Source organism: Ruegeria sp. CJ6 (genome assembly GCF_056536665.1).
Map to the genome: position 1 here is coordinate 567006 of NZ_JBQFQB010000002.1, position 25399 is coordinate 592404.

Below are 25399 nucleotides of genomic sequence, written 5' to 3' on the forward strand. Positions count from 1 at the left end.
AAACAGGACAAAATGCGAAACCATCTTATCATATCCACCCTCGCTCTTGCTGCTGCAACAGGTGCAGCATCGGCGCAAGAGGCGTGTTCGACTTATGAAATCCAGCCCGGTGACAGCTTGCGGGAACTGGCAATTGCCGTCTACGCGACGGAAGATTACCGGGTCATCTATGATGCGAACCGGGAAACGATCGGGTCGAACCCCAATATCATTCGCGTCGGTGATGTCCTGACTTTCCCTTGTCTTGAAGATATCGGGCGCGCGGCGCAACTGCCGGATACCGAAGCTGGCCGCATGGCTGCGGAAATGGCCTCGGAACTGGTCAAAGCTGCCGAGGAACGGGCTGAAAAAGCCATTGCCGAGGCCGAAGCCCGCGTGGCCGCTGCAGAGGCCGAAGCTAAAAAGACCAGCGAAGAAGCCGTAATCGCGGCCAAGGCTGCGGCCAAGAAAGAGATCGAAGCAGCGCGTGCGGAAGGTGCCGCATTGATCCGCAACGCGGATGGTGGCGAAAGCCCTGAAATTCGTGACCGTCAGATTTTGTTGATCACGGGTGGTAACTACGCCCCGTTTACGGATGAAGCGCTGCCAAATCGTGGGCTTTATACCAACCTGGTTGAAACCGCGATGCTGAGGGCCGCGCCCGAGCAGTCCTACAAGATTCAGTTCGTTAATGACTGGTCGTCGCATCTGGACCTATTGATGCCGACTCTCGCCTTTGACGCCACATTCCCTTGGTCGCGGCCGAACTGTGAACAAGCCGCTACGTTGTCGGAAAATGATCGTTCACGGTGCGAAACCTATAATTTCTCAAACCCATTCTACGAGGTCGTTGATACGTTCTTCGCAAAAAGCGGTTCGGGTTACGAAGAGACTCTGACTTATGCAGATTTCGCGGGCACAACGATTTGTAGGCCGGAAGGTTGGTCATTGTCGCATATGGATGCAGTTGGTCTTTACGAGCCTGCAATCACTTTGATGCGCCCCGTTTCACCCGATGATTGTTTTCGCGCAGTTATGGATGGCACAGCCGATATCGTCGCGATCGAAGCGCATCTGGCGGTCGAAGCAATCGGGCGTCTGGGCTACGAACATCAGATCATCGAAAACCCCAACCTAGCGGCAATCAAGTCGCTTAACGTCATGACCCACAAAGATAATCCGGATGGGGAAGCGATCCTTGAGACGCTCAACCAGGGTCTGGCGATCATGCAGCAATCAGGCGAGTGGCGCGACATCGTATCTACCGCACTGCGCTATCAAATGGAAAATGGCTAAGGCCTTGATTGGCCCAACGAAACAAAGTCTGGAGGAAGTGGACATGTTTAACAAGAAATTGAAGAAAGCAGTACTGTCGGCATCAGCCTTCACCGCCCTGAGCGCAGGTGCAGCCGCCGCTCAAGAGGCCTGCTCCAACTATACGGTTCAGGATGGTGACACATTGGCGACCATCGCCATTGCCGCCTACGGCACCTCAAACTATCAGCCGATCTTTAACGCTAACCGCAATGCAATCACCAATCCCGGTTCGCTAACCCCCGGTCTGGTACTGGCGCTGCCCTGTGAGGATGGCAGCCTGCCCAACGGTCAGAGCGCGCAAGAACTGATCGCGGCAGAAGAACAACGTGCTGCAAGCGTCAAGCGCTCGAATGTCTACGCGCCTCCGATCAAGATGGTCGCTGGCAACGGTTGGGAACCGTTCACTACTGAAGATCTGAGCGGCGGTGGCATCATGACCCGTCTGGCGACGACAAGCCTTCAGCGTGCTGGTAACAGCCGCGATTTCTCGGTCAGCTTTGTAGATGACTGGAGTTCGCATCTGGACACACTGTTGCCATTGGGTGCGTTTGATATTTCGATCGCGTGGACTGTACCGGATTGTACCAACCGCTCATATGAGTGGTCTGCAGAGACCGAAGCCCGGTGTACCCAATTTGTCGCTTCTGTTCCGGTATATGACATTGTCGGAGGTTTCTTCACTTTGCCTGAAAGCGAATACGCAAAGGCGACAGATTTCTCCGACCTTGAGGGCTCGACCGTTTGCCGCATGGCAGGCTGGAGCATGGTGGTGCTGGAAGAACAAGGGCTGAACCGCGAGAACACAACCGTGGTCCAACCCAATTCGGCTCGCGAATGTCTCGATGCCGTATTGACCGGTACGGCAGACGTGGCTGCATTCGAAGTCGATCTGTTTGCCTCGACAATGAAAGACATGGGTTTGACCTCGGCGGACATTGTTGAGAACCCGTATGTCTCGACACTGTCTTCGATGAGCTTCCTTGCACACCGCACCAATCCATTCGCGCGCGAGTACATCGCGATGATGAACAAGGGTTTGATCGAGATGCGCGAGTCCGGCGAATGGTACGCGATTATTTCCGACACGCTGCGCGAACAAAATGAAAAGCTGAACGCAGCATCAAACTAATCCCTCGGTCGTTATGACCTTTCTTAGGGGCCGGTCTTCGGACTGGCCCTTTTTTTGTCGGTGGGTCAGAATCTTCAATGATAACGGCAAAGCCAACTGACTAGGCCTCAGACGTGGCGCAGTCAGCATTTGGTCTTATTTGTACATACATAATGATTATTTTTATCCTTAATCGCTCATAAAAGGCGGCCGTCTACGGGAATCCCCGAATATTCAGCGTGAACGATAAGCGTAGGATGAACTCAACTGCACCGGTGAGGCGTAAGCCCCGCCACTCACTCAGAAAGAGGCTGGCTATGGGGGCTGGCCTTTTTCTTTTTCAGGGCATGAAAAAACCGGCCCTCTTCGGACCGGTTTCTTTTTAGGCGTTTATGCAACCCTTGGCTTATCCGATGATCGCATTCAGGGTCGCACTTGGACGCATCACCGCAGCCGCTTTGGCCGGATCAGTGTGGTAGTATCCACCCAGATCGGCGGGTGCGCCCTGCGCTGCCGCCAACTCGGACAAAATCTGTTCTTCTTTGTCCGCCAACTCTTTCGCGAGCGGTGCAAACTCGGCGGCAAGCCCAGCATCATCGGATTGCCCCGCCAAAGCTTCGGCCCAGTAACGAGCGAACCAGTAGTGGCCATCGCGGTTATCCGGCTGGCCGACTTTGCGGCTGGGTGACTTGTTGTTATCCAAAATTCCCTGCGTGGCAGCCTCGGCAGCGGCGCCCAATACGCCCGCTTTGGCGTTGCCCTTGCTGTCAGCGAGGAAGTTCAGGGATTCTCCGAGCGCACAGAATTCACCCATGGAGTCCCAGCGCAAGTGGTTTTCTTCAACCAGTTGCTGAACATGTTTCGGCGCCGAACCGCCTGCACCGGTTTCGAACAGACCGCCGCCATTCATCAGTTTAACGATTGATAGCATCTTGGCCGACGTCCCCAGTTCGAGGATCGGGAACAAGTCGGTCAGATAATCCCGCAATACGTTACCGGTGATGGCGATGCTGTCCTTGCCCGCCGTGATAGTTTCCAGCGACTGGCGGGTTGCTTCACGCGGGGCCATAGTCAAGAACTTGTCGGCCACGCCTGCTGCTTCAAGCGCTGGTTTGACATACTTGATCAGCTCGGCGTCATGTGCGCGGTTGGCATCCAGCCAAAAGATCGCCTCGGACCCGGTCAGGCGCTGACGGTCCATCGCCAGCTGGATCCAGTTCTCGATCGGGGCCTTCTTGACGGTGCAGGCGCGCCAGATGTCGCCCTTTTTGACGTCATGGGAATGCAGCGTTTCGCCATTGGCCAGAACGATACGGATTGTACCATCTGCGGGCGCTTCAAACGTCGTCGGGTGCGAGCCGTACTCCTCGGCCTTCTGCGCCATCAATCCAACGTTGGCGACGGCTCCTGCGGTGGCTGGGTTCAGTGCACCATTGGCTTTGAAGAAATTGATGGCCTCATCATACACCGGTGCATAGCAACGGTCAGGGATCACACAGTTGGTATCGCCCTTGGCGCCGGTTTCGTCCCAACCCTTGCCACCAGCACGGATCACTGCGGGCATCGAGGCGTCAATGATAACATCAGACGGGACATGCAGGTTGGTGATGCCACGGTCCGAGTCCACCATATACATCGACGGACGATCCCCTTTAATCGCATTGATTGCGGCGACGATGTCTGCGTTGCCCTGAACCCGCTCAAGCAGGTCCCCCAGACCCGAGTTCGGGTTTACACCCAGCGCGTCCAGCTCTGCACCGAATTTCTCGAACACGGGGGCAAGCCACGCCTTGACTGCATAGCCGAAGATAATCGGGTCACTGACCTTCATCATCGTCGCCTTCATGTGCAGCGAGAACATGGTGCCGTCTTTCTTGGTGTCCTCAATGGCTTCGGTCAGGAACGACGACAGCGCCTTGACCGACATGAATGTTGCGTCGGCCACGGTGCCTTCGGCCAGTGGCCAAGCGTCTTTCAGAACCGTAACGCTGCCATCTTTGCCCACAAACTCAATCTTGGCATCGCCGGCTTGCGCCGCAGTGATCGTTGCCGATTTCTCATTGGCGTAAAAATCATTGCCCGGCATCGAAGACACTTTGGTCTTGCTGTCCGCGCTCCACTCTCCCATCGAATGAGGGTTCTTCTGGGCATAGTTCTTCACAGCGCGCGCTGCGCGGCGATCGCTGTTGCCTTCGCGCAGGACCGGGTTCACGGCCGAACCCTTGATGGCGTCATAACGCGCACGGATCGCCTTTTCGTCGTCCGTCGAAGGCTCTTCGGGGTAGTTCGGAATGTCATAACCCTGTGATTGCAGCTCTTCGATGGCTGCCACCAGCTGGGGCACCGACGCCGAGATGTTGGGCAGTTTAATGACATTTGCGTCCGGTGTTTTAACCAGCTCACCTAAAGCAGCCAGATCATCAGTAATACGCTGTTCGTCTGTCAGCTTTTCGGGGAAGGTCGCGATAATACGCCCGGCCAGCGAAATGTCTTTGGTTCCGACGCTGACACCGGCTGCTGACGCAAACTTGCGGATAATGGGCAGGAACGAGGCGCTCGCCAGCTCGGGCGCTTCGTCTACAATGGTATACAATACGTCGAAGTTCGATTTTTCTGCCATATTCCCTTACCTTTTTTAAGCCTTTCAGGGGCGTGCGATCCAAGAGCATGTGCCGCCGTGACATAGGCACCAAGCCCAAAGGGGACATGACGGCCCCACGGGTGACTCTGATTTGACAGGGCCTCCCTTAAATGAGGATTGGCTTGGGATCAATCGTATTGAGCGGCGCAAATTGACACGGGTCGAATTAGTTTGGGCTATTGAGTGATATCACACACCCGGAAACACCAACTCAAATCGCGCACCGGTCTTGGAAGGCACCAGCAAAATCCGCCCACCATGTGCCCCCAACAGGTTTGTAACGATGGTCAGGCCCATCCCGGTCCCTCCCTTCTCGCGCGCGGTTGTGAAGAATGGGTTGAAGATGCGGTCCCGATTACCGTCGGATATGCCGGAACCATCGTCTTGGACAACCAATCGACCGAGTTCTGCGTGCAAGACCACCTGCCTTGCCCCGTGACGGCGTGCATTGTCCAGAAGATGTTGCAGGGCAATTTTCAGGCCAGAGGCTGCAAGGTTCAATGCCTGATCGCCGCCTTCTATGCTGATGTCCAGTTCGGGAAACGAAGCGCTTAACTGATCGGCAAGATCGTTCAGGCTTGCCTCCCCATGGTGTTCCGGCACTCGTGCCTGTGCAACCGTGTTAAGAGCGCTGAGCTGCGTTTGCATCTGATCGCTTGCGCCCAATATCTGTTGCAGCAATGCGTGATCCTGCTCCGAGAGCGTTTCGGCCTCGGCCAACAACTCTCCTGCCGCACGGATCGCGGTGACAGGGGTTTTCAGCTCATGCGTGACATGATCTGCAAAGACGCGGATCGAAGCTTCGCGCCGTTGCAGTGTATCCGCCATGCTCAGAACCGAACCGGCGAGGCGCGACAGTTCTTGTGTGCCGTAGTGATCGGGCGGCTCGGCGCGTTGCCCTTGTTCAATGGCCCCTGAATAGGTCGCCAGCGACGTTATGGGGCGGAGCAGAAGCCGAACCATAAGGTATCCGAATACTCCGGTCGCACATCCGATCACGATCGCCAGCAAGCCCGCAGCGTTTCGAAACCCGATCTCAGGTCCAAGATACCGCAGCGCGATCAGACCCAGCAGAGACAGGGCGAGCGTACCCGCGAGACCTCCGCCAAGAACAAAACCCAGCGAAGGGCGCCATTTGCGTCTCAGCCCGGCCATGCACCCATCCGCAATCCGATCCCATGCACGGTTTCGATGGCACCGGCCCAGCCTTGATCCCCCAACTTGCGTCGTAAGTTCCGCAAATGACTATCCAGTGTCCTATCCGAGACCGGACTGCCTGCGCCATAAATCGCATCAACCAATTGTGGTCGCGAGACGATGGCGGCGGGCGTTTGCATCAGGCGACGCAAAATCGACAGCTCGGTTGCGGTTAAGGCAAGCGCATTGCCGTCGACCCGAACCAAATGCGCCGACACATCCATTTCAACCGGGCCATGCCGCAGGAGAAGCTCTGCAGCACCCGGTTTGCTGCGTTTCAGGATGGCTTTGATCCGTGCAACCAACTCACGGGGGCTGAAAGGTTTGGTCACGTAATCATCCGCTCCCAACTCGAGGCCCAAAATGCGATCAATCTCGTCATCACGCGCGGTCAGGAACAAGATTGGTACGTCCGAGCGTGCCCGCAAGCGGCGACAAACCTCAAGCCCATCGATCTCAGGCAGGCCGACATCCAGCACGACAAGATCAGGCGCTTCCCGCATCGCGTGGGTTAGAGCCATTTGGCCATCGCGGGCGGTAACCGTTTGGTAGCCCGCGCGCTCAAGCGTGATCGAGACCAGCTCTCGCAGGCGTGGATCATCATCCACGACGAGGATTTTCATCTACCTTCTCCGGCATGGGTTCGACGGCCAGATTACGGATCACCCGATCTGCGCGAAAGCCCCAATTCCTCCAATTGTCGACGACCGGAGGGGTTACGCAATTGCGTACCCGTTTGTCCTTCAGCAACTCTGCCGCCGCCATCTCATTGAGCTGACATGCGTAGTAGGCATCAAACCGTATCGGATTTTCCAGATTCCAACGGGCGATTAAGGCTGAAAAATTCACGAAGCAGCATGCATAGAGCACGCCAATCCCCAGGATCGCAGATCGCAGCAATAACCAACGGTTCGATTTACCCAGCAAAATTTGCCAACCGGTCAGACACAAGCCCACAGCAACCAGCGCCATCCATATTGCCGCATGAACACGCAAATAGGTCAGCCCGTAGAAATCAACGTAAAGCGACAGGCGCATCAGCGATGAGATCACCAGCAGTACATTCTGCGCCAGCCACAGCATCATCCATCTTGTCAGCCCCTGCCGCTCGTTCAGATAGGGTCGCGCGGCCAAGGCAAATGCGCCCGCCAGCAAAGCTGTGACCAAGAGTGGGTATGCCCCGCGATGAGCATATTCAGCATAGGTCATCCCCTCGGGCAACTTGGCATTGCCCCAGAGAAAGACCATGTCCATCCCAGTTTGCACCGCCAGCAGCAAGTTGAACACCATTAGCGCATTAGCAACGGATTGGGCATTCAGGCCAAAGGCAGGCAATGGGCGCTTGCGTCCGGGGCCAAATCGGGGGGTAAGCAAGTCAGGCCGCAAGGTGACCGCAAGAAAGGGCCAGATCGTGATTGCCGCCCCGATCCAGAATAGCAGTCGGTCGAACCGCATATCAAATCGCCAAATCCGATCGATCCAATCAGACAAGACCGGATTGGCCGCAACCATCAGCGAAGCAAGGATCAGTGCGCCTCCGATCGGGAAACTCCAGTTGCGCAGTGCACGAAGGGCAACCCCGTCAACGCGGGAAACCGAATGACCTTTCTGAACCGCCTCTATCCCGTGTCTGAGCGCCAATATTGGAAACAGAGACAGAAACCGGCGAACCGAAGCGACCTCATGATTGCCCAGCACGGCCCAACACAGCGCAATGGTCGATCCACCCAGCAAGAAAGCTACGGACAGGGCTTGAACATATTCCACCACCGGAAGAATGCTAAGCAGCAAAAGAAGGGCTGGCCCGACAAGTCCACCACGGCGGCGCAGCAAGGCAAACACGACAGCGGAAACCGCCAACACAAAGAAGGCGATTGAAAGGCCAGGAGAATGGTCGAAAAACAGAAAATCGGCGAGCGCAACCAGAAACACCAAACCCAAAAAAGCGTGGCGATTGCCGGGTTCCGCTAAGCCATCGGCTCGGTTTGTGCCTCGATCAGGGGTGTCCAACCACCAACTATCTTGTAAAACTGATGCCGGTACACCGCGCACGATGAACTGTCCCATTTAACTGCTCCTTGTTTGTGTTGGTTCTGTCTGGCCTAGGCAGGTGCAGATCACCGCGTAAGGGTCGTGCATTTTTTGTGCAGAGGTGCTTTTCGCAGCGCAGCCTCTTCCCCTTGTGCGTGCCGGTGGCTAAGACGATCTTCCAACCGCAAGTCAGGAGGCCCCTTTGGACCGTATCGCCCGCACCATCGCCACCGAGATTAACGCCCGCGCGGAACAGGTTGGGGCCGCGGTCAGGTTGTTGGATGAAGGTGCGACCGTGCCCTTTGTCGCCCGTTATCGGAAGGAAGTGACCGGCGGGCTGGATGATACCCAATTGCGCACCCTTTCCGACCGACTGAATTATCTGCGTGAGCTTGAGGCCCGGCGCGAGGCGATTCTGTCCTCGATCAAGGATCAGGGGAAACTGACGGACGATCTGGTGAAATCGATCGCCCAAGCCGAAACCAAGGCGCAGTTGGAAGACATTTATCTGCCGTACAAGCCCAAACGCCGGACCAAGGCGATGATTGCCCGCGAGAATGGTCTGGAGCCGCTGGCCGATGCGATTCTGTCGGACCGGTTGGCAGAACCAGAAGGGCTGGCTGAAGGGTATCTGATTGAGGCTGTTCCCACGACCAAAGACGCGCTGAATGGTGCACGGGACATCATCACAGAGCGGCTTACCGAAAACGCTGCTTTGCTGGGAGAGCTCCGAACCTTCATGCAACGTGAGGCGTTGCTGAGCGCAAAGGTCGTCGAGGGCAAGGAACAGGAAGGTGCCAAGTTCAGCGATTACTTTGATCATTCCGAGCTTTGGTCAAAAACCCCGTCACATCGAGCGCTGGCAATGTTGCGCGCCTCAAAGGAAGGGATCGTAACGCTCGACATTGCTCCCGAACCCGAAGCGGGCGCCGCGCGGGCCGAGGCCATGGTTGCGGCTCATCTGAACACGCGCGGTGATACTCCTGGTGACAAGTGGCTACGCAAGGTCGCGGGCTGGACATGGCGGGTCAAGCTATCGCTGTCGATGATGGTCGAGCTGATGGCCGACCTGCGCAGCCGCGCACAAGACGAGGCAATTCAAGTGTTTTCGCGCAACCTAAAGGATCTGCTATTCGCTGCTCCGGCGGGGGCACGTCCGACGCTTGGGTTGGATCCCGGCATTCGCACCGGGGTTAAAGCCGCCGTGGTGGATGCAACCGGCAAGGTGGTTGCAGCGGATACGCTATATCCGTTTCAGCCCAAGAATGATCTGCGTGGTGCACAAGCGGCAATCCTGAACCTTATCGCTACACATAAAATCGAGCTTATTGCCATCGGCAACGGCACAGCCAGCCGCGAGACTGAGCGTTTGGTGGCCGATACGCTGTCGCTTCTGCCCAAGACCGTCAAAGCACCGACCAAAGTCGTCGTTTCCGAGGCTGGAGCCTCGGTCTACTCGGCATCCGAGCTTGCCGCGCGCGAATTTCCCGACCTCGACGTCTCGCTACGTGGAGCGGTCTCGATTGCCCGCCGGCTACAGGATCCCTTGGCTGAACTGGTCAAGATAGAACCCAAGAGCATCGGCGTCGGCCAATATCAGCACGATGTGGATCAGCACCGCTTGTCACAGTCACTGGAATCGGTGATCGAAGATGTGGTGAACGCTGTGGGCGTGGATCTGAATACCGCTTCAGCCCCCTTGCTTTCTCACGTCTCGGGTCTGGGACCGGGATTGGCCGAGGCGATCGTCACGCACCGAGATATTCATGGTGCCTTTGCGTCTCGCAAGGATTTGCTGAAGGTGGCCCGCCTTGGTCCGCGCGCCTTCGAGCAGTGTGCAGGTTTCCTGCGAGTTCGTGACGGGTCGGAACCTTTGGACGCCTCCTCGGTTCACCCCGAGGCTTACGATGTCGCCCGTCGGGTAGTGGCAGCATGTGGGCGCGACATTCGCCAAATCATGGGGCATGAAGGCGCGCTGAAAGACCTGCGCGCCGAGCAGTTTGTGAGTGACACCTTCGGCTTGCCTACGGTTCGCGACATTTTCACCGAATTGGAGAAGCCCGGCCGAGACCCGCGACCCAGTTTCAAAACGGCGTCGTTTACGGACGGGGTTGAGGAAATCACGGACCTGAAGCCCGGCATGGTGCTGGAGGGTACCGTCACCAACGTCGCCGCCTTCGGCGCGTTTGTCGACATTGGCGTGCATCAGGACGGGTTGGTTCATGTCAGCCAACTGGCCGATCGGTTCGTGAAGGACCCGCATGAGGTGGTCAAAACCGGGCAAGTTGTCAAAGTGACGGTGGTCGAAGTCGACGTTCCACGTAAGCGCATTGGGCTGTCCATGCGCAAGGATGGTGGTGCTTCGGCACGCGAGGGCAATGCACTCCGTGGCAAGGGCAAACCGGCACGAACACCCAAGCCAGGGGAACAGCGGCGCAGCCATGGGGGTCAGAGCACCCAAAACGGGGCCTTTGGTGACGCTCTTAGAGACGCCTTCAATAAACGTTAGGCGGCAACCCTGTCATAGGGCTAAATACGAGGCGTGTTTCTGCAAGACCTACATTCACCTAAGCCCCGGCAGACAGAAAGAAAAGCAGGGCGCTAACATTCGGGTGTTGCAACTCGGACCATGATCTGGATGATGCTGGCCCATGATGGCCGAAAAATTCGGCCAACCGTATGAAAATGCGGCCACAACAAAAATGGGGAGACGACTTATGTCATTCAAAACTCTGATGCTTGCCGCCAGTGCAACGGCGATGATCGCGGCGGGCGCTTCGGCGGAGACGCTGCGATGGGCCCGTGCAGGTGATGCGCTGACGCTGGACCCGCATGCGCAAAACGAAGGCCCGACCTCGGCCATGGCGCACCAGATCATGGAAACGCTGGTGATGCGTGATCACTCAGGTGCACTGGTTCCATCGCTGGCGACCGAATGGGCACCATCGGAAGAGAATCCGAATGTCTGGGTGTTCAAACTGCGCGAGGGCGTTACCTTCCACGACGGTGCCGAGTTCGACAGCGAGGATGTCGTGTTTTCGCTGAACCGCGCGATGACGCCGGATTCGGATTACAAAGAACTGCTGGCGTCTGTGAAAGAGGTGCGTGCGCCCGACAAGTTCACGATCGAGATCGAAACTGACGGCCCGAACCCGATCATGCCCAACAACCTGACCAACATGTTCATGATGGACAAAGGTTGGGCCGAGGCAAACAACGCTGTCAAGGTTCAGGACTATGAGGGCGGCGAAGACACGTTTGCGGCCAAGAACGCCAATGGCACCGGTCCCTACAAGCTGGTCAGCCGCGAGCCGGACGTGAAAACCGTCCTGGCCGCCTATGACGGCTATTGGGGCAAGGATGAGTTCCCGCTGCAGGTGACCGAGATCATCTATACGCCGATCCAGAACGCCGCGACCCGTGTTGCCGCGCTGCTGTCGGGTGAGGTTGATTTCATTCAGGACGTGCCCGTACAGGACCTCGAGCGTGTAGCCGGAACCGATGGTCTGGACGTACGCACCGCGCCGCAGAACCGGGTGATTTTCTTTGGCATGAACATGGGCGATGCTGATCTGCCCTCGGACAATGTGGATGGTAAGAACCCGCTGGCTGATGTCCGCGTTCGACAGGCGATGTCAAAAGCGATCAATCGCGATGCGATCAAACAGGTCGTGATGCGTGGTCAGTCTGCTCCTGCTGGCATGATCTCACCTCCATTTGTGAATGGTTGGGATGCAGATATGGATGCGTCCTCGTCAACCGATATCGAAGGGGCCAAGGCGTTGATGGCCGAAGCAGGCTATCCTGATGGATTCTCGCTGACCCTGAACTGCCCGAATGATCGCTACATCAATGATGAGGCGATCTGTCAGGCAGCGGTTGGAATGCTGGCCCAGATCGGCGTCACAGTTAACCTGGACGCCAAACCGAAAGCCCAGCACTTCCCGTTGATCAACAACCTAGAAACAGATTTCTACATGCTGGGCTGGGGTGTTCCGACTTATGACTCGGAGTACATCTTCAACTTCCTCGTCCATTCGAAGGGCGAAAAGTACGGCTCGTGGAATGGCACACGCTATTCCAACCCGGATCTGGATGCCAAAATCGTGGCCCTTGCCTCTGAAACTGATCTGCCCGCACGTGATCAGCAGATCGGTGATATCTGGCAGGTTGTTCAGGACGAACAGCTTTATATCCCGATCCACCATCAGGTGCTGAACTGGGGCATGAAATCGGGCGTGGGTACCATCGTCGAGCCGGAAGATTCACCGAAGATCAAATACTTTGAGATGAACTAAACTATCCTCTGTGATGGTATGCAGGGCGCGGAAACGCGCCCTGTTCTTGTTTGCGCCGTCGGTAACGGACCTGTGATCTCGGCGCAGGAACGGCTTTACGTGGCAGCGAAAAAGCTGGATTGTTTCAGCGCTAACAGGGAGATTTCGCCATGATCCTCAGAAACAGTGCAATCGGCCTGACCATGTTGCTTGCAAGCGCCGCACAGGCGGCCGAATTTAAGTGGGCCTCGACCACCGATCCGCAGACGATGGACCCTCACGCGGTCAACTCGGCCCCAGTTCTCGGGTTCCTGAACAACGTCTACGAAGGGCTGGTCCGCCGCGGAAAGGATATGAGCGTTGAGCCCGCGTTGGCTGTCAGTTGGGAGCCGATCGGCGACGGCGAAGGATGGCGGTTCAATCTGCGTCAGGGCGTGACCTTTCACGACGGAAGCAGCTTTGACGCGCAAGATGTGCTGTTCAGCTACCAACGCGCCTCGGGTGAGGCGGCGGACACGCGCAGTTGGTTCGCTCCTGTCAGTGACGTCATTGTAGTTGATGACTACACCGTTGATATCATGACCACAGCACCTAACCCGCTGTTTCCGTCATCGATTGCCAACTGGATGATCATGGATCAAGACTGGACTGAGGCCAACGACGCCGTGGTCCCCGACAAAGAAACCGGAAACTACGCCACCATCAACGCCAACGGCACCGGCGCGTTCAAGGTGACCGAGCGCGAGCCGGGTCTTAAGACCGTGTTGGAACCTTATGAAGGCTGGTGGGGGGATGTTGAACACAACATCACCCGTGCAGAATTTAATCCGATCCAAAATCCTGCCACGGCCGTAGCGGCGCTGCTATCGGGCGATGTGGACATGATCAACCCGGTCCCCATTCAGGACGTCGCACGGCTGCAGCAGAACGCAGAGGTCGATGTCATCCAGGGCATTGAAGCGCGTGTGATCATGCTGGGCTTCGACCACGAGGCTGACACGCTGAAATACACAGACGATGCGGGCAAACCCAACCCGTTCCGTGACGCGCGCGTGCGGCAGGCAGTTGCGCAATCGGTGAATGTTGACGCCATTCTGGCCACGATCATGCGCGGAAATGCCGAGCCCGCATCGCAGCTTGTCAGCCCAGCCATGAGCGGGTTTTCCAAAGCGAACGCCGGGCGCCCCGCGTTCGATGTGGAATCGGCAAAGGCGCTGCTGGCCGAGGCCGGATATGCAGATGGTTTCTCATTTGGCCTGAAATGCCCCAATGACCGCTACCTTAATGACGAGGCCGTCTGTCAGGCCGTCGTTGGTATGCTGGCTCAGATCGGGATCACCGCCGAGCTGGACGCGATGCCAGTGCGGAACTATTGGCCGGAACTGCGCGAAGATAATTACGACATGTACCTGCTGGGCTGGAGCCCCGGTACGTTCGACGCCGAGCATCCGGTCCGGTTCCTTGTCGCAACCCCCAACGAAGAGAAAAAGCTGGGTAGCTGGAACTTCGGCGGCTTCTCGAATGCACGTGTCGATGAGCTGTTGCCGATGATCCAGTCAGAACTGGATGAGGCCAAGCGTCAGGCGATGCTGGACGAGGTTACCCAAATCTATCAGGACGAACACGTTTATGTGCCGATGTATGTCCAGCCGTTGGTTTGGGGCACGCGCAGCAATGTCGAGGTCACGCAGCGTCCGGACAACTTCTTCCTGCTGCGTTGGGTGAATGTGAATTGATCGGCGGCAACGTCGCGTTGGGTTGACAGCACTCTCTTGACCATCTGGTCAAGGTCGGCCTAGAGAGACCGATCTACGAGGGAAACATATGTTCGCATATATCGTCAGACGGATGTTCCAGTCCGTCATAGTGCTGTTGGTCGTGGGGTTGGTCGCCTTTTCGATGTTCCGATTTGTTGGCGACCCGATCGACAACATGCTGGGGCAGGAGCGCACGCAGGCCGACATTGACCGACTACGGACCGAACTTGGGTTGGACCAACCCTTTGTTGTGCAATACGCCAAGTTCCTGCAAGGCGCTGTTCAGGGCAATTTCGGTGTGTCTTATCGCCAGGGGCGACCGGTCTCGACCATCCTGGTGGAACGCGCCCCGGCGACGTTGGAATTGGCCTTTGTGTCCGGCTTTCTTGCGATCACGATGGGCATTGCCCTCGGTGTCTTTACTGCAATCCGACGACAAGGGATCGCTGCCAATGTGATCATGACCGTTTCCTTGATCGGGGTTTCGCTGCCGACGTTCCTCATAGGTATCCTGCTGATCTATGTTTTCTCGGTTGAACTTGACCTACTGCCCAGTTTCGGGAGGGGCGAGACGGTTATGATTGGCAGTTGGTCCACCGGGTTTCTGACGACCTCGGGGCTCAAGGCGTTGATATTGCCTGCAATCACGCTGGGCCTCTATCAAATGACACTGATTATGCGGCTTGTCCGGTCCGAGATGCTGGAGGTTCTGCGCGCTGACTATGTCCGCTTTGCCCGCGCCCGAGGGCTGTCGGACCGGGTGATCAATTTCCGCCACGCGCTGAAGAACACTCTTGTGCCGGTGATCACCATCACGGGCCTGCAGCTGGGGTCGATCATCGCTTTTGCCATCATCACCGAAACGGTGTTCCAATGGCCGGGCGTGGGACTGCTGTTCATCAACGCGATCCAGTTCGTGGATATCCCCGTTATGGCTGCCTATCTGATGCTGATCTCGGTGATGTTCGTGACAATCAACCTGATTGTCGACCTTCTGTACTATGCCATTGACCCGCGCCTGCGTGTCGACGCGAGGGCCACATGACCGAAACGATGGAAACCCCGAAAGTCGCGCCTAAATCGCGCACGGCCAAGTTCTGGGATAGCGATTTCGCTTGGTCGTTCCGGCACTCTCCCGTAGCCATGATCGCATCTTTGGTCGTGGTCATTCTGGTGCTGGCGGCGATCTTTGCCCCGCTGATCGCGCCATATAACCCGTTCGATCCAGCAACACTGAACCTAATGAACGGGTTCACACCACCAGGTACGCCCAATGCGTTTACGCAAGAGACCTTTTTGCTAGGCACAGATGACCAAGGGCGCGATGTGTTCTCGACCATCCTCTACGGGTTGCGCATTTCATTGTTCGTAGGTGCCTCTGCTGTGCTTCTTGCCTTGATCATCGGCGTGATCCTCGGTCTGATCGCTGCGTATTTCGGAGGTTGGATCGAGACGCTGATCATGCGTATCGCAGACGTGCAGCTGACGTTCCCGGCCATTCTGGTCGCAATGCTGATCTTTGGGATCGCCAAAGGGATCACTCCGCCGGAATACCGCGATGAGATGGCAATCTATGTTCTCATCATCGCGATTGCGTTGTCGGACTGGGTGCAGTTCGCACGCGTCGTCCGTGGTGCTGCTCTGGTTGAGAAAAACAAGGAATATGTACAAGCCGCGCGCCTGATCGGGCGTGGATCGTTCCCGATCATGTTCCGTCACATCCTACCCAATGTCCTCAGCCCTGTTCTTGTTATTGCGACCATCTCGCTGGCGCTGGCGATCATTGCTGAGGCCACATTGAGTTTTCTGGGTGTGGGCGCCCCCCCGACCCAGCCGTCGCTGGGAACACTAATCCGGATCGGGCAAGGTTTCTTGTTCTCGGGCGAATGGTGGATTTTGTTCTTCCCGGCCTGCACGCTTCTGGCCCTCGCCCTGTCGGTCAACTTGTTGGGCGACTGGCTGCGCGACGCGCTGAACCCAAAACTGCGGTGATTTCATGAGCCTTCTGACCATCCAAGACCTCACCGTCGAATTCCCGACCCGCCGCCAGCTGTTTACTGCAGTGGACCACGCCAGCCTTTCTGTCGAACCCGGTGAAATCCACGGACTTGTGGGCGAATCCGGGGCAGGTAAATCCACCATCGGCGCTGCGGTGATGGGCCTTCTGGAACGCCCAGGTCGCATTGCCAGCGGTCAGATTAAGCTGGGCGGCGATAAGATCAGCGGCATCGATGCCGATGCGATGCGCGGGCTGCGCGGCAAGAAGATCTCGATGATCTTTCAAGACCCGCTTACGTCGCTGAACCCGCTATTTACAGTGCGCGAGCAACTGGTCGAGACGATCCAGACCCATCTGGGTGGATCCGAGGCCGAGGCAAGCAAGCGCGCCCGTGATTTGATCGACCGCGTTGGCATCCCAGACCCGGATACTCGGCTGGATCAGTACCCGCACCAGTTCTCGGGCGGCATGCGGCAACGCGTGGTGATTGCTCTGGCACTTTGCACCGAACCGGATGTGATCATCGCCGATGAACCCACGACGGCTTTGGATGTTTCGGTTCAGGCCCAGATTCTGGACCTGATCAAGGAACTGGCACAAGAGCGTCAGGTGGGTGTCATCCTGATCACCCATGATATGGGCGTGATCGCCGATACAACTGACCGCGTGACCGTGATGTATGCGGGCAAGGTGGTTGAAAGCGGCACCACGGCACAGGTGATGGGCCAGCCGCAACACGAATACACCAAATCCCTGATCGCCGCGGTACCACGCCCGACGCTGAAACTGCATCGTTTCCCTCAGATCAGCTATGGCGGGCGTGAAACGCGTTTCGCGATCGAGGATATGGCACGCCACTGGCCCAAGGTGGATAACGACGCCAGCAAACCGATCTTTGAAATCCGCAACCTGACGAAGAAATTCCTGCAAAAGCGTGGATTACTGCCTTGGGATCGTACCTACTTCACCGCTGTCGACAACGTCAGCTTTGACATTCGTGCAGGTGAGGTCTTTGGGGTTGTCGGTGAGTCCGGATCGGGCAAGTCCACCGTCGCGCGGATGATTGCAGGGCTCTATCCTGTGGATGGTGGTACCATCACCTTTGACGGACAACTGGTAAGCGATCTGAGTAATCGTACGGTGCAGGAAGAGTACCGCAAGAACATCCAGATGATCTTTCAGGACCCCTACTCGTCTCTCAATCCGCGTATGCGGGTGGATGAAATTGTGGCGGAGCCGATCCGCCATCACCGCCTGATGGAAGGTGCCGACGTCAAGCGCCGCGTGGACGAATTGCTGGATCAAGTGGGGTTGGGGTCAGAGGCCGGGCTGAAATATCCACATGAGTTCTCGGGCGGTCAGCGCCAGCGTATTTCGATTGCCCGCGCATTGGCGACACAACCCCGGTTCCTGATCTGCGATGAGCCCACAAGCGCGCTCGACGTTTCGATCCAGGCGCAGATATTGAACATCCTGAAAGACCTGCAAGAGCATCTGGGCCTGACCATGCTGTTCATTAGCCACGACCTACCGGTGGTGCGCCAGATGTGTGACCGAGTTGCGGTCATGAAACAGGGACAAATCGTCGAGGTTCAGGACACCAGCGATCTGTTTGCCAGTCCGAATACCGAATACGCGCAAGAACTGTTGCGGTTGATGCCGAAACTCGATGACCTGTCGACTGACGGGCTTGGGGTCGAAGCAGAATAAGGCCGCGACACCCGTTGCAGGCGCTCCGTGACTAGAAGCCTTGTTCGAATGCCCGGAACTCGGCAGCGATAGCCGCAGCTGCTATCGCCAGCAGACGCTCGCCATCCTGAGGATTGGCCAAAGCTGAATGCGATCCAACGCGGCCATCCGGGAAGTCCGCGCGATGCTCGTCGGGTGGACCATGGCGATCCCCTGCGTGATCCCGGATGTATTCGGCGCTGAGTTTCTGGGGCGGCTCAGCGGCCTGATTGGCAGGCAATGGTCCAAGCAAAGACTGGGTTATGGCAATCTCCGAGGGGGTGGCGTGCATCCCTTCCCAATCTCCATAGAGCTGCTGTCGCAGAACATTCACTGCGTTCGGCTCCCACCAGCTACGGATCAGCAATTGACCACCGGCAATTTCGCTTTCGATCTGCCGAAGAGGCGCCAGATTGGCCCCGTGTCCGTTCACTATGAACACTCCAACGAAACCTTGCTTCAAAAGCCCCCGGATCACCTCATCTGCGATGGTGCGAAAGGTTTCGGCTGAAATAGACACCGTTCCGGGAAATCCCGTGTTAAAAGGCGCTGGCGTGTAGGCCAGCGCCGGAGCGACGATACCCTCGCATTGCCTAGCAGCAGCGAGCGCGACAGCCTCGGCGCAAATCGTGTCGGTGCCAATGCGACCCATCGGGCCGTGCTGCTCGGTCGATCCAACCGGCAGCAACACGGCCGCACCGGCATTGATACGAGTGTTAACCTCGTACCATGTCATGTGCTCAAGTTTCATGACTTTGAAAACTCTCGCAGGCGCTCCAGTTATTAGGGCCTCTGATCAGAGACCCCAGCGTTCCCGGTTTTCGTCAAAGAAGCCTTGGGCTTTTTTCACTTCAATCCAGTTGTTCACATAGTTGATCCAGACCTGATCACTTTGCGGCAACAGCATCGCGATGGGAGAAGGAGAACGTGGACCGGCATTCTTGACGCGGACGACCGGGAACTTTGCTTCAAGGGTCGATCCCTCGATATTCGAGGTTATGAACACATCTGCACGACCGGCCAAGACCTCCTGAAAACCACGCGCAGGAGCTTCGACCACTTTGATATCCGCATCGGGGAACCATTCGCGCACGCGCTTTTCAAAGGTGGTGCCCAGGGTAGTAGCAACCTTCACGTCTGGCTTGTTGATCGAGTCGTAGCCATCAAATTTGTCGGCCTTTTCCTTGGTTGTGTAGGGAAACAACTCAACCGCGATGTAACTGTCGGAAAACCCTGCAACTTTCATGCGCGGAGGTGAGATCGAAGCCGAACCGGTGATGTGGTACTTCCCCGCCACCACACCATTGACCAATGTTTTCCAGTCGGTGGGCACATATTCGACCTCAACACCCAGATCAGCGGCCAGCGCGTTCATGATGTCGATATCATAGCCTTTATAGCTGTTAGTCGCCGGGTCGCGCAGTGACATCGGATTCCAGTCACCGGTTGTCCCCACTTTCAGCACGCCGTCATCCAAAATTTCATTCAGAGCCGACTGTGCTTGCGCAGCGCCGCTGATCACAAGACCGAGCGCAGCCGCAGCCGCGACTTTAACAAAACGTTTCATGTGGTTCTCCCGTTGGTGGCGTTAGTCTTTTATCACGACATTGCTTCTTGATTTAAGCGTAAAGAAAAAGATAACCTCAAGCAACTAATTAACTCATAGTAATCACAAGTGGGCCAGCAGATGCCAAACGCAGCGATCGAGCTTGTCGACGTAGACAAGTGGTTTGGCACATTTCACGTGCTCAAGAACATCAACCTGACAGTCAACAGTGGTGAAAAGGTTGTGATCTGCGGCCCATCCGGATCGGGTAAATCAACGGTCGTAAGATGCATCAATCAGCTTGAGAAACATCAAAAGGGCACCATCCGCATCGATGGGGTCGAACTGAACGATGATGCCAAATCTGCAGCCACCATCCGGTCAGAAGTTGGCATGGTGTTCCAGCAATTCAATCTGTTCCCGCATCTAACAGTGCTGGAAAACCTGACCCTTGGCCCCATCAAGGCCCGCGGGTTGAGCCGAAAAGAAGCCGAGGACAAAGCGCGCCACTACCTTGAGCGTGTTCATATACCCGATCAGGCCGACAAGCGCCCGATACAGCTTTCAGGTGGACAGCAGCAGCGAGTGGCAATTGCCCGTTCGCTTTGCATGGAGCCCCGGGTCCTTTTGTTCGACGAACCCACCTCGGCGCTCGACCCTGAGATGATCTCCGAGGTGCTCGACGTGATGGTCGAACTTGCCGAGGAAGGCATGACCATGGTTGTGGTGACCCATGAGATGGGATTTGCCCGAAAAGTGGCCGACAACATGGTGTTCATGGATGCAGGCGAGATTGTCGAACAAGGTAAGCCCGAGCATTTCTTCACCAATCCAAAGTCTGAGCGGTGTCAGAAATTCCTGAGCCAAATTCTACAGCATTGAGTTGGGTCCGATGAAAAAATCACTTCTCTTCCTTCCCCTTTTCTTGCTGATCACGGGCTGTTCGTCCTCACAGACCTGGGGTTGGTACGTCATTGACCCAACCACGGCTTCAGGCTGGACCAATGTAAAATTCCTGATTTCGGGCATGGGTGCGACCATTCAGATTTCGCTGATTGCGGCGATTTTGTCGATTGTCATTGGATTGCTGGTTGCCCTGCCGGGTCTGTCGGAAAAGCGCGGCTGGCGGCTGGTAAACCGGGTATATGTCGAATTTGTCCGCTCGATCCCTCTGTTGCCTATGCTGTTTTGGGTGTTCTACGGGTTGCCGATTGTCTTTCAGTCGATGGGTATGGACATCCCAATCGATCCCTTCTGGGGCGCAATTATCACCCTTGCGATATCGGACAGCGCCTTTACCGCCGAGATCTACCGTGCCGGTATACAATCTATCGCAAAAGGGCAAAGCGAGGCGGCGCAAACGATTGGCCTGAACTATTTTCAGACCATGCGCTATGTGATCCTGCCGCAAGCAATCCGGCGTATACTGCCACCGCTCGCCAACCAATTTATCTACATTGTGAAGATGAGCGCATTCGCCAGCGTCATCGGCATGCAAGAACTGACACGCCGTGCGAATGAGCTGGTAGTGACGGAATACCGCCCGCTTGAGATCTATACCTTGTTGATCTTCGAGTATCTGGTGCTGGTACTGATCATCAGCGCCGGTGTGCGTTGGCTCGAACGCCGGATGGGTGCAGATGAGCGCGGATAAGGAGCATAAGATGAACTGGAAAGACTTCATGGCCGAGACCGAGGCCAATATTGGTGCATTCTCGAAAGAAGTGCCTGAAACCGTCCGTGGTTTTGGCATCATGGGTAAGGCCGCCAAAACAGATGGTGCGCTGAGTGAAAAGACAAAGGAATTCATGGCGTTGGGGATTGCCATCGCGACGCGCTGCGACAGCTGCATCGGTTTCCATGTCCGCTCATTGGTGCGGCTGGGTGCGACCCGCGAAGAGCTGTGCGAAGCGCTGGCTATGGCCACCTATATGGGCGGCGGCCCGTCTTACGCCTACAGCGCCAAGGCGTTGAAGGCGTTTGATGTGTTTTCAGAGTAATAGACCGGTACGCGGTCCGATTTCATTGGATGGTTCTTGCCATGGCAGTCACCGAAATCCGTGATGAAGGGATGCGAATTGGTGGCGAGATCATCTTTACCGCTGAGACCATCCCGGTTCACTACCCCTATACCAATGAGGTCGTGGGCCATGTGCCCGCAGGGCAGGCTGAACACGCGCGCCGCGCCTTCGAAATTGCGGCCCACTACAAGCCCGAACTGACCCGCTATGAACGCAGCCAAATCCTGCAACGGGCTGGAGAGCTGATTGGTGAACGTCGCGATTACCTCGCCAAATGGCTGGTGCTTGAGCTTGGCATCTGCCATCAACACGCGATCTACGAGACCAAGCGCGCGCAGGATGTCTTTCAATTTGCGGCGGCCGAGGCACTGAAAGATGACGGCGAAATCTTTGCGTGCGATCTGACCCAAAACGGTAAAGCCCGCAAGATTTTCACGATGCGCGAGCCTGTGACCGCAATCAGCGCGATCACTCCATTCAACCATCCACTCAACATGGTCAGCCACAAGGTTGCTCCGTCGATCGCCACCAATAACTGCATGGTCTGCAAACCGACCGAGTTGACGCCTCTGACCTGCCTGACGCTGGCCGATATCCTTTATGAGGCAGGCCTGCCGCCTGAGATGTTTCAGGTGGTCACTGGCTGGCCACAGGACATTGGGGATGAGATGATCGTCAATGAGAACATCGACATCATAACCTTCACCGGTAGTGTTACCGTGGGCAAGATGATCGCAGAAAAGGCGGTTTACAAACGTCAGGCGCTGGAGTTGGGCGGTAATGATCCACTGATTGTTCTGAATGACCTCAACGATGCCGATCTAGACAGGGCCGCAACGATCGCCGTAGCCGGGGCCACCGGCAATTCGGGACAACGCTGCACTGCGATCAAGCGAATACTGGTGCAAGAGAGTGTCGCGGACACCTTTGTGCCTTTGGTGCTGGAGAAGGCCAAAAAGATCAGGTTCGGAGATCCGCAGGATCCTGAGACCGAGCTGGGTTGCGTGATCCACGAGGAAGCGGCCAAGCTTTTCGAAGATCGTGTTCACTTGGCCCAGAAAGCGGGAGCAGAAGTCCTTTACCACCCCGGACGTCAGGGCGCGCTGCTGCCGCCGATCGTGGTCGACGACGTTCCCCACGACTCTGCGTTAGTGATGGAGGAAACTTTCGGCCCCATTATTCCCATCATTCGCGTGCCCGACGACGATGACGAGGTCATGCGCATCTCGAACTCTACTGTGTACGGCCTGTCGTCGGGGGTATGTACCAATGACCTGAACCGCGCAATTGCCTATATCAATGGGCTGAGCGTGGGCACCTGCAATATCTGGGAACAACCCGGATACCGTATCGAAATGTCCCCCTTTGGCGGCATCAAGGATTCGGGCAATGGTGTCAAAGAAGGGGTCATCGAGGCAATGAGGTTCTTTACGAATGTCAAAACCTACTCGCTTCCTTGGCCCGGTTGAAGACTTGTTGAAGATTGCAATGCACACCACCAGTGATGCATGCTCGCTCAGCCAAGAAATGACCGCTTGAGCCCTTCGGCTCTTGGCGTCATATGTGCCTTCGAACGCACGCGCGATGCCCCGAAACAAGGAAATACCTCATGCAAAAGGTTCTGATCACAGGTACTGCCGGATTTATCGGGTTCCATCTTGCCAAACTTTTGCTTGAGAACGGTTGCCGGGTTCATGGCTTTGACGGGATGACTGATTATTACGATGTCCGCCTCAAACAGAGCCGACATGCGCTGTTGCTGGAGAACCCAAATTTTTCGTGCGATGAAGGGATGCTGGAAGATACCGCCAAGTTCGACCAGATCACTGATGCTTTTGAACCGGACGTGATCATCCATCTCGCAGCGCAAGCTGGCGTCCGATATAGCCTGGAAAACCCGCGCGCCTATGTCGAAAGCAATGTTGTCGGGACGTTCAACGTGATGGAAGCTGCGCGGCGGCACAAAGTGCGGCATCTGCTGATGGCTTCGACTTCGTCGATCTACGGGGCAAATCCTGACATGCCCTTCGACGAGTGCGAAAAAGCAGATCATCAACTCACTATGTACGCAGCCACCAAAAAGGCAAATGAAGCGATGGGACACTCCTATGCCCATCTTTGGAATATTCCGACAACAATGTTCCGCTTCTTCACAGTCTACGGTCCTTGGGGGCGCCCGGACCTTGCGTTCTTCAAATTCACGGACGCGATCCTCAACGACCGCCCGATAGACATCTACAACCATGGCGACATGTATCGTGATTTCACCTATGTGGATGACCTGGTGCGCGCAATTTCTCTGCTGATCGACGTTGTGCCTGTTCGCCCCAAAGCCCCCGAAGACATCGCCGAAGGTGACAGCCTGAGCCCGGTCGCTCCCTATCGCATAGTGAACATTGGAAATTCGGACAAAGTGCGTTTGTTGGATTTCATCGACGCCATCGAAGAAAGCCTCGGCAAACCCGCTATCCGAAACTATATGGAGATGCAGTTGGGCGATGTGCCTGCAACTTGGGCCAATGCCGATCTGCTGCACCGCCTGACCGGTTATCGCCCAAAAACCGAAATCAGGGACGGCATTCAGGCCTTCGTGGACTGGTATCGCGCATATTACGGTAAATAGAACCTGCGAACCTGCCTAAACCTGAATTCGCCGGCCACAGCACCGATTAAACCGTCAGCGCGATCAGATCGCTTTTTTCAGTGCCGCGATTATCTGCTCTTGCGAATTCTCCTGCAGATACGGGTGCATCGGCAGGCTAATCACTGTTGCGGCGGCCTGATCGCCAACAGGCAAGTCGGCATTTGGGTCAGAAACAGCTGGTTGCTTGTTCAACGGCAGTGGATAATGCACGGCGGTCGGAACCCCGGCGTCTTTGAGCTTAGCTTGCACATCCTCACGATTGTCCACGCGTATCGTGTACTGCGCCCAGGCGCTGGTCGCCCCCTCCATCAGCGTCGGAGCGGCGATATTGGTTTCCTTCAGTAGCACTTTGTAACGGTCCGCGACGGTGTCTCGCAGGACCAGTTCATCCTCGAAAACATCCAGCTTGCACAGCAGGATCGCAGCCTGCAACGTGTCCAGACGGCTGTTAACGCCAACCCTGATATGGTGATAACGCCGGTCCTGCCCGTGCCGGGCAATCTGGCGAAGAATGACGCTCAGATCATCGTCCGAGGTGAAGATCGCACCACCATCGCCGTAGCAGCCAAGGGGTTTCGATGGGAAAAAGCTGGTGCAGGAAATCGTTGACAGGTTTCCTGACCGTTTGCCACGCAACGATCCGCCAAAGCTCTGAGCAGCATCCTCGATGACAGGTAAGCCGTTTGCCACAGCTACCTCGTTAATTCGTTCGAAATCAGCAGGTTGGCCATACAGCGACACCGGTATAATTGCCTTTGTCCGGGGTGTGATCGCAGCGTCAAGCTTGTTGGGATCAATGTTATAACTAGTCTGGTCAATATCGACATAAACCGGCTTTGCGCCCAGCAATCTGACGGCTTCAGCCGTGGCGATATATGAAAATCCGGGCGTGATGACCTCATCCCCCGGCCCGACCTCAAGCGCCATCAAGGCAATTTGCAATGCATCCGTTCCATTGGCGCAAGTGATGCAATGTTTGGCACCCGTAAAGGCAGTCAGCCGTGCCTCTAGTTCAGCCACTTCTGGGCCAAGAATGTACTTCCCATGCGCCAACACATTGGCAATGCCGGCATCAAGCTGATCCTTGATACGTTTCTGTTGTTCCGCCAGGTCAATAAATTGCATCGCTAAAACGCCCTATTGGTTCTTGAGGA

At 56.3% G+C, this 25399-nt stretch carries 20 protein-coding genes; 13 read left to right on the forward strand and 7 right to left on the reverse strand.

Annotated features, from left to right (window positions below; translation table 11 throughout):
* Positions 1 to 12 precede the first annotated feature (12 nt).
* Together ACR0BT_RS08220 and ACR0BT_RS08225 are read left to right on the forward strand one after the other, a co-directional pair.
* On the forward strand, positions 13 to 1275 hold the full coding sequence (locus ACR0BT_RS08220; protein WP_170511889.1) for a transporter substrate-binding domain-containing protein: 1263 nt from the start codon (positions 13 to 15) through the stop codon (positions 1273 to 1275).
* 43 nt (positions 1276 to 1318) lie between these two features.
* Entirely contained in the window at positions 1319 to 2425 is a 1107-nt protein-coding gene (locus ACR0BT_RS08225; RefSeq protein ID WP_170393909.1) for a transporter substrate-binding domain-containing protein, read from the forward strand.
* Between the two features lie 385 nt (positions 2426 to 2810).
* Here ACR0BT_RS08225 and ACR0BT_RS08230 read toward each other — a convergent pair whose 3' ends face one another.
* The 4 genes from ACR0BT_RS08230 to ACR0BT_RS08245 form a co-directional block, all read right to left on the reverse strand.
* Entirely contained in the window at positions 2811 to 5024 is a 2214-nt protein-coding gene (locus ACR0BT_RS08230) for an NADP-dependent isocitrate dehydrogenase (RefSeq protein WP_480762915.1), read from the reverse strand.
* 210 nt (positions 5025 to 5234) lie between these two features.
* The gene (locus ACR0BT_RS08235) at positions 5235 to 6200 is read right to left on the reverse strand and encodes an ATP-binding protein (RefSeq protein ID WP_170736048.1); all 966 of its coding nucleotides are present in this window, start codon (positions 6198 to 6200) and stop codon (positions 5235 to 5237) included.
* Positions 6188 to 6865: a response regulator transcription factor gene (locus ACR0BT_RS08240; RefSeq protein ID WP_170393903.1), complete on the reverse strand. Its 678-nt coding sequence runs from the start codon at positions 6863 to 6865 to the stop codon at positions 6188 to 6190. The genes ACR0BT_RS08235 and ACR0BT_RS08240 overlap by 13 nt, the downstream gene beginning before the upstream one ends.
* Positions 6843 to 8309, reverse strand: a complete 1467-nt coding sequence (locus tag ACR0BT_RS08245) for a DUF4153 domain-containing protein (protein ID WP_480762916.1) — start codon at positions 8307 to 8309, stop codon at positions 6843 to 6845. The genes ACR0BT_RS08240 and ACR0BT_RS08245 overlap by 23 nt, the downstream gene beginning before the upstream one ends.
* Positions 8310 to 8475: 166 nt before the next feature.
* On the opposite strand from ACR0BT_RS08245, the gene ACR0BT_RS08250 reads away from it, so the two are divergent.
* The 6 genes from ACR0BT_RS08250 (at position 8476) to ACR0BT_RS08275 (ending at position 18016) form a co-directional block, all read left to right on the forward strand.
* Positions 8476 to 10782 carry a Tex family protein gene (locus ACR0BT_RS08250; RefSeq protein WP_480762917.1) on the forward strand — a complete coding sequence of 769 codons (2307 nt, stop codon included), beginning with the start codon at positions 8476 to 8478 and terminating at the stop codon, positions 10780 to 10782.
* Between the two features lie 208 nt (positions 10783 to 10990).
* On the forward strand, positions 10991 to 12571 hold the full coding sequence (locus ACR0BT_RS08255; protein WP_480762918.1) for an ABC transporter substrate-binding protein: 1581 nt from the start codon (positions 10991 to 10993) through the stop codon (positions 12569 to 12571).
* Between the two features lie 149 nt (positions 12572 to 12720).
* Complete coding sequence (locus ACR0BT_RS08260; protein WP_480762919.1) at positions 12721 to 14286, forward strand: ABC transporter substrate-binding protein; 1566 nt, start codon at positions 12721 to 12723, stop codon at positions 14284 to 14286.
* An 88-nt stretch (positions 14287 to 14374) separates the two neighbouring features.
* Entirely contained in the window at positions 14375 to 15352 is a 978-nt protein-coding gene (locus tag ACR0BT_RS08265) for an ABC transporter permease (protein WP_170393893.1), read from the forward strand.
* Positions 15349 to 16299, forward strand: coding sequence for an ABC transporter permease (locus tag ACR0BT_RS08270; RefSeq protein ID WP_170393891.1), 951 nt, complete (start codon positions 15349 to 15351; stop codon positions 16297 to 16299). The genes ACR0BT_RS08265 and ACR0BT_RS08270 overlap by 4 nt, the downstream gene beginning before the upstream one ends.
* Positions 16300 to 16303: 4 nt before the next feature.
* Positions 16304 to 18016 carry an ABC transporter ATP-binding protein gene (locus tag ACR0BT_RS08275; protein WP_480762920.1) on the forward strand — a complete coding sequence of 571 codons (1713 nt, stop codon included), beginning with the start codon at positions 16304 to 16306 and terminating at the stop codon, positions 18014 to 18016.
* A gap of 31 nt (positions 18017 to 18047) precedes the next feature.
* On the opposite strand, the gene ACR0BT_RS08280 is transcribed toward ACR0BT_RS08275, so the two are convergent.
* Positions 18048 to 18785, reverse strand: coding sequence for a creatininase family protein (locus ACR0BT_RS08280; RefSeq protein ID WP_480762921.1), 738 nt, complete (start codon positions 18783 to 18785; stop codon positions 18048 to 18050).
* A 45-nt stretch (positions 18786 to 18830) separates the two neighbouring features.
* Positions 18831 to 19601 (reverse strand): transporter substrate-binding domain-containing protein, encoded by a 771-nt coding sequence (locus ACR0BT_RS08285; RefSeq protein ID WP_170393886.1) that lies wholly within the window; start codon positions 19599 to 19601, stop codon positions 18831 to 18833.
* A 120-nt stretch (positions 19602 to 19721) separates the two neighbouring features.
* Between ACR0BT_RS08285 and ACR0BT_RS08290 the strand changes: the two genes are divergently transcribed.
* The 5 genes from ACR0BT_RS08290 (at position 19722) to ACR0BT_RS08310 (ending at position 24224) form a co-directional block, all read left to right on the forward strand.
* Positions 19722 to 20462 carry an amino acid ABC transporter ATP-binding protein gene (locus tag ACR0BT_RS08290; protein WP_170407352.1) on the forward strand — a complete coding sequence of 247 codons (741 nt, stop codon included), beginning with the start codon at positions 19722 to 19724 and terminating at the stop codon, positions 20460 to 20462.
* A 10-nt stretch (positions 20463 to 20472) separates the two neighbouring features.
* Positions 20473 to 21234 (forward strand): amino acid ABC transporter permease, encoded by a 762-nt coding sequence (locus ACR0BT_RS08295; RefSeq protein WP_170407354.1) that lies wholly within the window; start codon positions 20473 to 20475, stop codon positions 21232 to 21234.
* Positions 21235 to 21244: 10 nt separating this feature from the next.
* Positions 21245 to 21580, forward strand: coding sequence for a carboxymuconolactone decarboxylase family protein (locus tag ACR0BT_RS08300; RefSeq protein ID WP_170663478.1), 336 nt, complete (start codon positions 21245 to 21247; stop codon positions 21578 to 21580).
* Positions 21581 to 21621: 41 nt separating this feature from the next.
* The gene (gene phnY, locus ACR0BT_RS08305) at positions 21622 to 23070 is read left to right on the forward strand and encodes a phosphonoacetaldehyde dehydrogenase (RefSeq protein WP_170663479.1); all 1449 of its coding nucleotides are present in this window, start codon (positions 21622 to 21624) and stop codon (positions 23068 to 23070) included.
* 140 nt (positions 23071 to 23210) lie between these two features.
* On the forward strand, positions 23211 to 24224 hold the full coding sequence (locus ACR0BT_RS08310) for an NAD-dependent epimerase/dehydratase family protein (RefSeq protein ID WP_480762922.1): 1014 nt from the start codon (positions 23211 to 23213) through the stop codon (positions 24222 to 24224).
* A 63-nt stretch (positions 24225 to 24287) separates the two neighbouring features.
* On the opposite strand, the gene ACR0BT_RS08315 is transcribed toward ACR0BT_RS08310, so the two are convergent.
* Positions 24288 to 25370, reverse strand: coding sequence for a DegT/DnrJ/EryC1/StrS family aminotransferase (locus tag ACR0BT_RS08315; RefSeq protein ID WP_480562242.1), 1083 nt, complete (start codon positions 25368 to 25370; stop codon positions 24288 to 24290).
* Positions 25371 to 25399: the final 29 nt, after the last annotated feature.